This is a genomic window from Frankia sp. CgMI4 (assembly GCF_001756285.1).
Taxonomy (GTDB): Bacteria; Actinomycetota; Actinomycetes; order Frankiales; family Frankiaceae; genus Frankia; species Frankia casuarinae.
The window spans coordinates 61,868-74,045 of sequence record NZ_MAQZ01000070.1 but is presented as its reverse complement, the minus strand read 5'-3'; the positions used below and the strand labels follow the sequence as shown (position 1 = coordinate 74,045).

At 70.1% G+C, this 12,178-nt stretch carries 11 protein-coding genes; 7 read left to right on the top strand and 4 right to left on the bottom strand.

Annotated features, from left to right (window positions below; translation table 11 throughout):
* Positions 1–53 precede the first annotated feature (53 nt).
* Positions 54–569 (top strand): winged helix-turn-helix domain-containing protein, encoded by a 516-nt coding sequence (locus tag Manayef4_RS11960; protein ID WP_070131643.1) that lies wholly within the window; start codon positions 54–56, stop codon positions 567–569.
* Here Manayef4_RS11960 and Manayef4_RS11955 read toward each other — a convergent pair.
* Positions 536–1,201: a 2'-5' RNA ligase family protein gene (locus Manayef4_RS11955; RefSeq protein ID WP_049760797.1), complete on the bottom strand. Its 666-nt coding sequence runs from the start codon at positions 1,199–1,201 to the stop codon at positions 536–538. The two genes, Manayef4_RS11960 and Manayef4_RS11955, sit on opposite strands and share 34 nt — an antisense overlap.
* A gap of 207 nt (positions 1,202–1,408) precedes the next feature.
* Between Manayef4_RS11955 and Manayef4_RS11950 the strand changes: the two genes are divergently transcribed.
* On the top strand, positions 1,409–2,422 hold the full coding sequence (locus Manayef4_RS11950) for a Gfo/Idh/MocA family oxidoreductase (RefSeq protein WP_070131642.1): 1,014 nt from the start codon (positions 1,409–1,411) through the stop codon (positions 2,420–2,422).
* 36 nt (positions 2,423–2,458) lie between these two features.
* On the opposite strand, the gene Manayef4_RS11945 is transcribed toward Manayef4_RS11950, so the two are convergent.
* Positions 2,459–2,890 carry a MarR family transcriptional regulator gene (locus Manayef4_RS11945; protein WP_011434562.1) on the bottom strand — a complete coding sequence of 144 codons (432 nt, stop codon included), beginning with the start codon at positions 2,888–2,890 and terminating at the stop codon, positions 2,459–2,461.
* Positions 2,891–3,250: 360 nt separating this feature from the next.
* Here Manayef4_RS11945 and Manayef4_RS11940 point away from each other — a divergent pair, with 360 nt between their 5' ends.
* The 3 genes from Manayef4_RS11940 (at position 3,251) to Manayef4_RS11930 (ending at position 7,329) form a co-directional block, all read left to right on the top strand.
* On the top strand, positions 3,251–5,014 hold the full coding sequence (locus Manayef4_RS11940) for a histidine kinase (protein ID WP_070131641.1): 1,764 nt from the start codon (positions 3,251–3,253) through the stop codon (positions 5,012–5,014).
* Positions 5,005–5,724 (top strand): response regulator transcription factor, encoded by a 720-nt coding sequence (locus tag Manayef4_RS11935; protein WP_011434560.1) that lies wholly within the window; start codon positions 5,005–5,007, stop codon positions 5,722–5,724. Before Manayef4_RS11940 ends, Manayef4_RS11935 begins: the two co-directional genes overlap by 10 nt.
* Positions 5,725–5,961: 237 nt before the next feature.
* On the top strand, positions 5,962–7,329 hold the full coding sequence (locus Manayef4_RS11930; protein WP_070131640.1) for a citrate synthase: 1,368 nt from the start codon (positions 5,962–5,964) through the stop codon (positions 7,327–7,329).
* 103 nt (positions 7,330–7,432) lie between these two features.
* Here the strand turns inward: Manayef4_RS11930 and serC are convergent, their stop codons facing one another.
* Positions 7,433–8,557, bottom strand: a complete 1,125-nt coding sequence (gene serC / locus Manayef4_RS11925) for a phosphoserine transaminase (protein ID WP_070131639.1) — start codon at positions 8,555–8,557, stop codon at positions 7,433–7,435.
* The gene (locus Manayef4_RS11920) at positions 8,550–9,659 is read right to left on the bottom strand and encodes a citrate synthase 2 (protein WP_070131638.1); all 1,110 of its coding nucleotides are present in this window, start codon (positions 9,657–9,659) and stop codon (positions 8,550–8,552) included. The genes serC and Manayef4_RS11920 overlap by 8 nt, the downstream gene beginning before the upstream one ends.
* A gap of 426 nt (positions 9,660–10,085) precedes the next feature.
* Here Manayef4_RS11920 and Manayef4_RS11915 point away from each other — a divergent pair, with 426 nt between their 5' ends.
* Both Manayef4_RS11915 and pdxH read left to right on the top strand, forming a co-directional pair.
* Positions 10,086–10,481, top strand: coding sequence for a toll/interleukin-1 receptor domain-containing protein (locus Manayef4_RS11915; RefSeq protein ID WP_070131637.1), 396 nt, complete (start codon positions 10,086–10,088; stop codon positions 10,479–10,481).
* A 116-nt stretch (positions 10,482–10,597) separates the two neighbouring features.
* Positions 10,598–11,401 (top strand): pyridoxamine 5'-phosphate oxidase, encoded by an 804-nt coding sequence (gene pdxH / locus Manayef4_RS11910; RefSeq protein WP_070131667.1) that lies wholly within the window; start codon positions 10,598–10,600, stop codon positions 11,399–11,401.
* Positions 11,402–12,178 lie beyond the last annotated feature (777 nt).

Genomic DNA, 12,178 nt, shown 5'->3' with positions numbered 1-12,178 from the left:
CGCCGCCCACCCGATCTTCGGTGACCGAGAGAAACCTGACCGAAAGGCCAGCAATGCCCCCGCAGACGACCGTCCTCCCGTACCGGACGCCCCACACCGCGCCCTCCCGTGCGGCGTCCGTTCCGGCGGCGTCCCTTCCACGACCGTCCCGGCCGAGACCGTCCCTGCCGAGACCGTCCCTGCCCGCGACGGCGCCCACGCACACGCCCGACGCCGGCCTCCGGACCGGCCAGTGGGAGATCGCGCCGCCGCCCCAGCGCGGGGTGTGGGTCGACCRCACCGCCTGGCTCGCCACCGTTGACGGCCGGACCCTGCAGCTGACCTACCTGGAGTTCGAGGTACTGGACTTCTTCGTCCGCCATCCCGGGCAGGCGTACAGCCGGGAGGCACTGCTCTGCTCGGTCTGGGGCCATCAGGTCGACGACGAGTCGGCTCCCGACATCCGCACGGTGGATGTCCTGGTGACGCGGCTGCGGCGCAAGCTCGGCCCGGAGCACCGGGACCGCATCGAGACCATCCGCCGCGTGGGCTACCGCTACCGYCCGGCGGATCCCTCGACCGACGGTTGACCGCCGACGAGGTCCCAGACCGTCTCCGCCCGGTAGGTGGGGGATGATCCGGACTCGCCGCCGCCCGAGCTGCTCATCAGGATGAGCCGCTCGACGCTCCAGGGCAGCGGTGGGACATCGGCACGCAACAGCTCGACGAGCGGTTCCAGTGCTCGCCCGCGTCCGTTCGGCACCCGGGCGAGTGTCAGATGTGCGCGCAACGGACGGGTGTTCCGGCGGGCCGCCCCGGCACGCTCGGCGGCCCGCCGGACCCCGACCGCCAGCGCCGTCAGGCGTGGGCTGGCTCGCGAGCCTGCCACGTCACCGGCGGCCGCGGCGGCGGCCGCGGCAATGCCGTCGACGGATGCGTCCGCGGTCACCGGCGGTGGCTGCCGCACCGCGGTCCACAGCACCCGATCGCCGAACCGTCCGCCGCCGACCGTCTCGACGGCGAACGGGCCGTGCCGGCGTGCCACCCGCGCCAGTCTCACGCCGAGCTCGGCGCGCCGGTCGTCCGGCACCGGCCCGAGGAAGGCGAACGTGACGTGCCACTGGTCCGGCGTGGTCCAGCGCAGATCCGCCGCCGCGGCGCGCGTCCTGCGCACGGCCGCGAGCAGCGCCTCGGCGACCTCGGGGGGTGGGACGGCCGCCACGAACAGTCTGGTTGCCAGCTCAACCTCCCTGGAACGACAGGCTCCCTCTCCCTGGGACGAGACGACAGTCTCCCTGGGACGAGACGAACAGTGCGGCACGGACCTGCTCCGGGCTCGGATGGCGAGCGCTCGGCCTCCGATCGGTTCTCGGCGACAATCGGGTTGACCGGCGACCCTCGCCACCGGACGGGGAGCACTATCAATGCTGTGACGACGCTCCCCGATCTGGTGCCGCCGCGCGATCCCGCCCTTTCTCAGGCCTGGCGGGAGCTGCGGCGCGTCGTGCGTCGGCGGCARCCGGACCTGCCCCTCGCGATGGCCCTGGTCACCGACGGCTCGGACAGCACTACCGCCGAGGTGCTGCGCGATGCCGGGGTCGACGTCGTCGGTCTCCTCGCCCCGGAGCCGCTGGAGTCCCTGGCCTGGGCCGCCGAGGCGGGTGTCCGACGGGCGTACGCCGATCTGCTCACCTTGCTCTCGGACGACATCGAGGCGGTCTGCGTGGAGATGCCGCCGCCCGCCTCMGACATCGTCGCCCGGCAAGCGGCCGAGATCGGCCTGCACGTGCTCCTGGCCGGGCCGGCGACCGTCGAGGCCGAGGCCCTGCGCGCGGTCGCCGACCTCGCCGAGGAGGGTGATCTCGCCCACGTGGTCGCGCTCGACGGGCGGGCCTGGCCGGCTGCCACCCACGTCGCGGCGACCGTTCCCTCCCTGGGCCGGCTCACCCAGATGACCGTGGTGGGCGCGCCGAACGGGCCCGCCGRGCGAGTCGAGATCATCGATCTGGCGATGCGCTGGTGCGGCGAGATCCTCGCGGTCTGCGCCGATCCGGCCGCGATRCCCGCCCCGGCGCTCACCCCGGACGCACCGGTGACGCTGGCCCTGCTGGCGGCGAGCGGCGCGACGGTCCTGATCAACGAGCAGATGGGCGGGAACCTCGGCACAGCCACCCTCACGGTATGCGGCGACTCCGGACGCATCGTCGTCCGGGGCCGTCTGGTCCGCCGCCAGGACGGCAGCGGCATCCGGGATCTGATGATGCCGACCGTGCCGACCTCCCGGCCGGGGCTGATGGAGGCCACCTACGACGTGGTGCGTGCCACCGAACTCGACGACGCCCGGCTGGTCCGCGGCGCCACCTTCCACGACCTGCTCACCGCGAACCACCTGATGGCCGCCGCGCAGACCTCCCATCAGCAGGGCGGTTGGGTGGAGCTCTGAACGGCGGTCGGAACGATGCTCGGATCGGCGGGCAGCCTACGAGCCGGCAAGCGCGTCCAGGATCGGTGCGGCGCGGTTCAGCGCGGCGATCTCCTCGAGTGAGAGCTCGGCCAGCCGATCGGTCAGCCATTCGTCCCGGCGCCGACGGTCGTCCTCGAGCAGGGCTCGACCCGCCTCGGTCACCTCGGCGATCACCTGACGGCCGTCGGTGGGATGYGGCCGGCGCTCGACGAGCCCGGTGACGGCCAGATGCGCGATCACCCGGGTCATCGACGGCGGCTGGACGCGCTCGTGGGCGGCGATCTCCCCGAGCGTCATGGGGCCGTGCCGCTCCAGCGTGGCAAGCGCGGAGGTCTGCGTGGGGGTGAGCCGGCTCGACCGCTCCTGGCGCATGCGCCGGGAAAGCCGCATCACCGACAGGCGCAGCGCGGACGCGAGTTCGGCCTCACGTGCCGTCTCGGTCTCCATCTCACGACGGTACTCGTTAGCGACACTCAGAAACGAATGACATTCTGGTGAACCGCCGAAAACAGCAGGAGGTGGGCCGGCCACCCCCCAGCGGCAGCCGACCCACCACCACAGGCGGCCTCTCGCGAGCTCCGGCCCCGAAGGCTCGACCCCGAAGACCCGGCCCCGAAGGCCCGGTCCCCGAGGGACACCGACCCGTTTCTCCCAGCCTCCACCTTCGATGCCACCGCTGGCTTCGGGGGCAGCTCCAGAGTTCTTCGGGGGGTTGCCGCCGGGAGATTAGGGGGGAACCCTCGAAACCCCCGGTCGCCATGTGCGACGCTTGTTCGGTGAGATTCCGGCTACATACGGTGGATTGAGGTGCCTCATCCGCGTGTACCCCGCCGGCTGGCCGCCTGCGCCGCCCGCCACCGCTCATGGTGCTTCGGCATCGGGGGTGTGGCCACCACGGCCGGAACGGTCGCCTGCCAGTGGCCGGCATYCTCCGACAACCCGGTGACGGCGGGCATCAACGTCTCGGTGGCGCTCACCTTCGTCCTCACCGGAGTGCTGCTGAACGGTGAGGACGCGTTGGGCAGCGCCACCGGAGCCATGATCTTCAGTGGTCTGCTGTGGGCACTGACCTGGACCGTGGCGTGGGACGAGGGTCCGTCGGCTTTCATCTCCACGTTCGCCTACACGCATTTCTGGGTCTGTCTCGGCTGGGGCGCGCTGCGATATCCGGTCGGGCGACTGCAGAGCAACCGCGAGCGCGCCCTGCTGGCGAGCGCCGTCCTCCTCATCCCGGTGGCAAACCTGGGACTGGTCGGCATCTCCGACCCGACCTGGTTCGGATATTCCCGAAATGTCTGGTGGTATGGCTCGCCGATCGACCGGGATGCCTTCGAGGAGATCATCTGGGTCCTCGACAGCCTGACCCTCGTGCTGGCCGCGGCCTTTTTTTGGGTCGTCCGCGTGCGGCTGCGCCGCTACTCCGCGCTCGACCGCCGGATCTTCGGACCGGTCGCCATCGCGCTGCTGGTCGCGTTCACCCTCGCCGCCACGGTCAACATCYTCGTCTGCAACCCCAGCGGAGCCTACGTCCCRCCGGCCTTCATCCTCATCGCGCTCGCGCTGCTGACCATCCCCCTGGCCTTCGCCGCGGCAGGCGTACGCCGCCAGCTCGCCCGCGCCCGCATCGCCCAGATCCTGGCGACGCTGCCGATGCCACCGACGGTCCCGGCCGTACGGGACATCCTGCGTACGGCTCTGCACGACGACTCCGCCGAGCTCTTCCTATGGATGCCGCAGGAGCGGCGGCACGTCGACGCCGACGGCGCCACGGCCACCCCGCCCCGCCCCGGAGCCGGCCGGCTGCTCGTGCCGGTGACGACCTCGTCGGGCGCGCCACTGGCGCTGATCTCCGCCACCGCCGCCCAGGAGCGCAACCGCGACCTGGTCACGGTCGCCCTGCAGGCCAGCGCCATGGCGCTGGAGAACGCCCGGCTGCACGCCGCCGTGGCCGCGCAGTTGGACGCCGTACGCGCCTCCCGGGCCCGCATCGTGGAGGCCGGCCTGATCGAACGGCGCCGCCTCGAGCGCGATCTGCACGACGGCGTCCAGCAACGGCTGCTGGCCCTCGCCACCAGACTGGGACTCGCCCGGACAAAGACCTCCGACCCCGATACGATCTCTGCCATCGAAGCCGCTCGCGAGGATCTGCATCATGCTCTCCAGGACCTGCGCAGTCTGGCCCGGGGAATCCACCCGGCCATGCTGAGTCAGGGTGGGCTGCGCCCAGCCCTGGAGGTGGTGATCGAGCCCCTCCCCGTCAAGGTCGAGTTCGACATCCCGACCGTCCGGTTCGAGCCGATCCTGGAGGCCGGCGCCTACTACACGATCTGCGAGGCGCTGACGAACACGGTCAAACACGCCGGGGCGGCCCAGGTCCGGGTGACGGTCCGGTGCGTGGACGGCGRCATCCTGATCGAAGTCACCGATGACGGTAAGGGCGGTGCCGTCGTGGTCGAGGGTGGCGGGCTCGCGGGTCTCACGGATCGGGTACGTGCGCTCGGCGGCGACCTGAGCATCGTCAGCCCGTCCGGCGGCGGCACCCGGCTGACTGCGAGCATCCCGTGCGGGTAGCCGTCGCGGACGACTCGGCCCTGTTCCGCGAGGGGCTGGCCATGCTGCTGGCCGCCGCGGGAGTCGAGGTCGTCGCGCAGGCCGGGACTGCGGACGAGATCATCGACCAGCTCGCCGGCAACCGGCCCGACGCCGTCATCCTGGACATCCGGATGCCTCCGACGTTCACCGACGAGGGGCTGATAGCGGCCGAGACGATACGTGCGGCCCATCCCGCGATGGGCATCCTGGTGCTGTCCACGTACGCCGAGACGCCGTACGCGCTGCGGCTGCTGGGCGACGGGGGCGGCGGCATCGGATATCTGCTCAAGGACCGGGTGGACGACATCACCGCGCTGCACGACGCGTTACGCAGGGTGGTCAGCGGCCGGCTCGTCGTCGACGAGGAAGTCATCGCCGGCCTGTTGGCCCATCGCCGGCGGGCCGACGAACTGGAACGCCTCACCGCCAGGGAGCGGGCCGTGCTCCGGCACATGGCCGAGGGACGATCGAACCAGGGCATCGGCGCCAAACTCCATCTGGCGCCGAAGACCGTCGAGAACCACGTAGCCAACGTCTTCACAAAGCTGCGGATGCCGGCCTCCGCGGACGACAACCGTCGGGTGCTGGCCGTGCTCGCCTGGCTCCGAGCCACCGGCGGCGAGGCCGGCGGCGAGGACCGCTCCTCGCTCTGCGAGGAGCGGTCCACCCGGTTGGGCGAGCCGCGGTGACCATCGAAGCGTGATTCCAACCCCGAGCGCAGCCACGGGAGACTCTGTCCCACCGGGGGTGGTGTAGCACACGTGGGACGGAGCTCACCGATCACGGGCATGTGCAGGCACGAACGGCCAAACTTGGGAACAACCATGTGAGCCAGCGAACCGGCGTGAGCGCTCCGTACCCGGACGCGCGCCCCGACTTGGGCTAGTGCCGTCATTGCGGCACCGCCACAGCKAGAGGAGCCCGGCGTGTCCGAGCAGGTCAGCACACTGACCGTCACCGACAACCGCACCGGAAAAACGTATGAGATACCGGTTACGGACGGCGCGGTACGTGCGAGTGCGTTTCGCTCGATCAAAACGAGCGACGACGACTTCGGGCTGATGACGTACGACCCCGCCTTCACGAACACGGCGAGCTGTAGGAGTGCGATCACCTACATCGACGGTGACGCCGGCATCCTGCGCTACCGCGGCTATCCGATCCAGGAGCTGGCGGAGAAGAGCAGCTTCCTCGAGGTCGCCTACCTGCTCCTCGCCGGCGAGCTTCCCTCCGCCGAGGAGCTGTCGACCTGGGAAGACGAGATCACCCATCACACCCTGGTCCATGAGTCGATCAAGAAGTTCATCGACGGCTTCCACCACGACGCGCACCCGATGGGYATGCTGGTCTCCACGGTAGGTGCGCTGTCGACCTTCTACCCGGACGCCAAGACGATCGACGACCCGGGGCTGCGCCGGCTGCAGATCGTCCGCCTGATCGCCAAGATCACGACATTGGCGGCGTTCTCCTRCCGGCACTCGGTCGGTTTCCCGTACGTCTACCCGGACAACGACCTGTCCTACGCCGGCAACTTCCTCAACATGATGTGGAAGGCCACCGAGCTCAAGTACGAGCCGGACCCCAACCTGGAGCACGCCCTCGACGTGCTGTTCATCCTGCACGCCGACCACGAGCAGAACTGCTCGGCCAACGCGATGCGCGCGGTCGGCAGCTCGCAGGCGGACCCGTTCTCGGCGGCCGCCGCCGCGATCTCCGCGCTCTACGGTCCGCTGCACGGTGGCGCCAACGAGCAGGTGCTGCGGATGCTCTCGGAGATCGGGTCGGTCGAGAACATCCCCGCCTTCATCGCCCAGGTGAAGGACGGCAAGAAGAAGCTGATGGGCTTCGGCCACCGGGTCTACAAGAACTACGACCCGCGGGCCCGGGTGATCCGTCAGGTCGCCGACGAGGTCTTCAAGGTCACCGGCACGAACCCGTTCCTCGACCTGGCCATGGAGCTGGAGCGGATCGCGCTGGAGGACGAGTACTTCGTCGCGCGCAAGCTCTACCCAAACGTCGACTTCTACACCGGCATCATCTACCAGGCGATGGGCTTCCCGGTAGAGATGTTCCCGGTGYTGTTCGCCATCGGCCGGATGCCGGGATGGCTGGCGCAGTGGGAGGAGGGTCTACTCGACCCCGAGCAGAAGATCGCCCGACCGCGCCAGCTGTACATCGGCTACGACCAGCGGTCGTATGTCCCGATAGACGACCGTAGCGGGGTCGGGGACAGCGGGATCGACCCGATCGCGGCCCAGGCGGCCCAGGYGGCACCGGAGCGCCCGCTGCGCTGACCGGATGCGGCCCCACCGGGGCCGCGGCGTCTCCCGCGGCCCCGGCCCTTGTGGTTGGCCGGCGGCTCCCGCCGGTTCCCGGCGCCTACAGGTGCTCGACCACCTACAGGTGCTCGACCACGTAGTCGATGCTCGTGGTGAGCGCCTCGACGTCGGCCGGCTCGACCGCCGGGAAGCAGGCCACCCGCAGCTGGTTGCGGCCGAGCTTGCGGTAGGGCTCGACGTCGACGACACCGTTGGCGCGCAGCACCTTGGCCACGGCGGCGGCGTCCACCCCCTCGAAGTCGACCGTCACGACGACCTGTGAACGCGCGGCCGGGTCGGCGACGAACGGTGTCGCGTAGGAGGTCTTCTCGGCCCAGGTGTAGAGGATGGACGACGATTCCGCGGTCCTCCGCACGCACCAGTCCAGCCCGCCCTGGGCGAGCATCCACTCGATCTGGTCGGCGAACAGGAACAGCGTCGCGACTGCCGGGGTGTTGTAGGTCTGGTCCTTGGAGCTGTTGTCCCGGGCCGTGGTGAGATCGAGGAACGGCGGGATCCACCGGTCCGTCGCGGCGATCTCGGCGAGCCGGTCGATCGCCGCCGGGGACACGAGCGCCGCCCACAGGCCGCCGTCGGAGGCAAAGCTCTTCTGCGGCGCGAAGTAGTAGACGTCCACCTCGCGCACGTCGACCGRCAGCCCGCCGGCCCCCGAGGTGGCGTCGACCAGGTGCAGGGCGCCGTCGTCCGCACCCACCGGCCGGCGGACCGGACGGGCGACACCGGTCGAGGTCTCGTTGTGCGGAGTGGCGTAGACGTCGATGCCCGCCTYCGGCGCCCAGTCCGGATGCGTACCGGGCGGCGAGGAGATCACCGACGGCGCGGCCAGGAACGGCGCGCCCTTCGTCGTGTCGGCGAACTTGCCCCCGAACTCGCCGAAGACGAGGTGCTGGGAGCGGGTCCGGACGAGGTTGAAGGCTGCCGCGTCCCAGAAGGCGGTGGCGCCGCCGATCCCGAGCACGACCTCGTAGCCCTCGGGCAGGGAGAACAGCTCGGACAGGCCTGCCCGCACCCGGCCGACCAGGCTCTTGACCGGCTTCTGCCGGTGTGAGGTGCCGAGGTAGGTCGCCCCGCTCGTGGCGAGGGCCTCGACCGCCTCGGGACGGATCTTCGACGGRCCACAGCCGAACCGGCCGTCCCGGGGACGCAGCCGGTCGGGCAGCACGATCGCGGGAGCGTCAGCCACGGCTGACCCCCGGCAGAACGTCACCGAGCGGGCGCGGAGCGGGGCCCACGTACCGCGCGGACGGGCRGATCAGCCGCCCGGTGCGTTGTTGTTCCAGGATGTGGGCACTCCAGCCGGCGGTGCGGGCACAGGTGAACATGGACGTGAACATATGGGCCGGCACCTCGGCGAAGTCCAGCACCACCGCCGACCAGAACTCGACGTTGGTCCGCAGCGGGCGATCCGGGAACCGATTGGTCAGCTCCTCGATCGCGGCGGCCTCCAGCGCCTCCGCCACCTCGTAGCGGGTCGAGCCCAGGTCACGAGCGGTCCGGCGCAGCACCCGGGCCCGCGGGTCCTCGGCGCGGTACACCCGGTGCCCGAAGCCCATCAGGCGCTCCTTGCGGTCCAGGGCGCGGCGGACGTAGCCGAGGGGGTCGCCGGTGCGCTCGACCTCGTCGAGCATCGCGAGCACCCGGGACGGAGCACCGCCGTGCAGCGGACCGGACAGCGCACCGACGGCAGCCGACAGCGCCGCCGAGGCGTCCGCGCCGGTCGAGGCGACCACCCGGGCGGTGAACGTCGAGGCGTTCATGCCGTGCTCGGCGGCCGAGACCCAGTAGGCGTCCACGGCCTGGACGTGCCTGGGATCCGGTTCACCACGCCAACGGATCATGAACCGCTCGGTTATCGTCCGGGCCCGGTCAACCTCCTTCTGCGGCACCGCCGGCTGACCAAGGCCCCGCGCGGACTGGGCGACGAACGACAACGCCACGACCGATGCCCGGGCAAGATCGTCCCGTGCCTGCTCCGGGGTGATGTCGATCAGCTGGCCCAGGCCCCAGTAGGGCGCGAGCATCGCGAGCGCGCTCTGCACGTCCACCCGGATGTCACCGGAGTGCACCGGGACCGGAAAGGGCTCGGCCGGCGGCAGTCCGGGCTCGAACGCCCCGTCGACCAGCAGCCCCCAGACGTGGCCGTAGTCGACCTTGCCAACAAGGTCTTCGATGTCGACGCCGCGGTAACGCAGCGCGCTACCTTCCCTGTCCGGCTCGGCGATCTCCGTCTCGAAGGCGATCACACCTTCCAGACCGGGCTTGAAATCGCTTGTTTTCTCGGCCATCGAGTCCGGATCTCCGCTTCTGTCTCTTGGTCCCACCGGTTCTGTCTCTATGGTCCCGCCGGCGGCCCGTCCGCGTCCTGCTTCGTCGGTGCTGCTTCGTCGGTGCTGCCTGCTTCGTCGGTGCTGCTCCGTCCGATCCTGCCGTGAGGCCTCCCAGCGCGCCAGGGCGCAGGTGCCCCGCGATGCTCCATCCAACCCTTATCTGGGGCCGACCGCGCACAGACCGACGCACCGGGCAACGCGAAACCCATAAAATATGACGTAAGTCACAGCAGTTTTATCTATCATATTACTATTTATACGAATATGCCGAAAGTCGTGAATGGAAAGTTTGGTCAACTGAGATCATTCCGCGCTACGGTCGGGCCTCGTGCCTGGAACGCCTGACCGGCGGCAGTCACGCAGCGCGAACACGACGGGAGGATCATGGCGTTCGTCTTCATCAGTCATCGCGCARCGGACATCGCACCCGCCGAACGGTTGGGCCGGGCGATCGGCGCGGCGGGGCACGCGGTGCACCTGGACCGTTGGGAGATACGCATCGGCGACACCGTGTCCATGTTCATGAATGAGACGCTCGCCGTCGCCGACTTTCTCGTGCTCGGATACTCAACGTTGGGAATCCACACGCCGTGGATCGTCCAGGAATGGCTGCCCGCGCTGGCCGATGATCTCGCCGCTCGCGGTATCACCCTGCTACCAGCATTGTTGTCGGGGTCGTCGGGCGGCGACGCGCCATATCGGCTGGCCGGCCGACGGTGCACCGACCTCACGGTTCGCTGGGACCTCGGCGTCCGCGAGATCCTGGCCGAGCTCTCCTGACCGGGACGACGGACCCTGGCCCGGCGGGATCACTCTCGGGACCGTCCCGCTGGGGTGCGCGGCCTGCCTGGCAGGATCGGGGCGTGGCCCCAGCCTCCGCTGCCGACGAGCCGCCGGTGGGCGGTCCGGACCCGGACGTCCCCGATCTGGACGTCCCCGATCCCGCCCTGCTCCGCCAGGGCTACCGCGCCGGTCGTCTGGAGCCGGAGCATCTCGCGCCGACCTGGGTCGAACAGTTCGCCGCCTGGTTCATCGACGCGGCCACCCCCGGGGTAGGCGTTCCGGAGGCCAACGCGGCCGTGTTCGCGACGGCATCCGCCRCTGGGCGGCCCAGTGCCAGGACCGTGCTGCTCAAGGGGTTCGACCAGCGGGGCTTCGTGATCTACACGAACTACGCCTCGCGCAAGGGCCGTGAGGCCACCGAGAACCCCTTCGGCTCGCTGGTCTTCCCCTGGTACGCCCTCGAGCGCCAAGTCGTCGTCATCGGATCGATCGAGCGCGTGAGCCGGGCCGAGACGGAACGCTACTTCCAGTCGCGTCCGCATGGTTCGCAGCTCGGCGCCTGGGCCAGCCACCAGTCGACGATCATCGAGTCCCGTACGGTGCTCGACGACCGCGCCGCCGAGCTCGCGGCCCGTTGGCCCGAGGGCACCCGGGTGCCGACACCGGAGTTCTGGGGTGGGCTACGCATCGTGCCGGACACCGTGGAGTTCTGGCAGGGCCGCGCGGACCGGCTGCACGACCGGCTGCGGTACCGGCGGGTGTCGGTACCGGCCGACGGCGGCGGCACGGACTCCCTCGCCGTCGCCGACCCGGACGCCACCGGTGTCCGGGTCGGCGATGCGGGCGGCGGCGATGCGGGCGGCGGCGTCCCGACCGCGGCCGAAGATCTCTGGGTCGTCGAACGCCTCGCCCCTTGAAGTCTCGCCGATCTTGGGAGAACTTTGGCTGAGGGCGCGTACACAAATCCACAGGTGCCGGCTCCGGTGGCTCTGGCTGGGCCCCGTCCTCGCATCGAGAAGACCCTGCCTTCTGGGCGCTCTCCGTTGTAGCTGTGACTACTGTTCTCGTTCCCGTGCTACTGGTCCACGGCACCGGACAACGAAATGCTGACGCGAGTGAACTGAGGTGCGGCCCGTTTCTCGGACACCAGCAAGATCATCCGTAACTCGTAGCTGCGGGACCTCATCCAGGACCACCTCGCCATACGGTGGAGGCCGGAGCAGATCTGCCAGGCTCTGCGGGCACGGTTCCCCGGGCTCCAGTGTGTTGAGCTGGTGGCCGTTTGATCCTGCCGCCTGGGCGTGTGAGGGCGGGGCCGGGAAAGCAGTGATCAGGACGCCGGTCAGGTCAGGAATCTGGCCTAAACCGCGGAGAACAAAGGGATTTTCGTTGGTCTTCTCGTCGACGTCGACCTGTGTCAGGAGCACGCCGCAGGCGTGGGCGAGGCCTTCGGGCAGGTGCACGTGGCGRCTGCCGTGCTGGGGGCGCATCGTCGTTCCATCTACCGTGAGCACGCGCCGTACCCGGCCCGCCCGCCATGTCGGGCGGTGTGGGGCGGCGTCGAGGGCCGCCAGTGAGCCTGGATCCAGGCTTCGGCAGCTCTTTCCAACGCCGCCCGGTGCGGGCGTCCCGGGCCCATTCCCCTTCCCTGTCGAACATGAAGTGTCGAGAACTCCATGATCGACAAAGGGGTC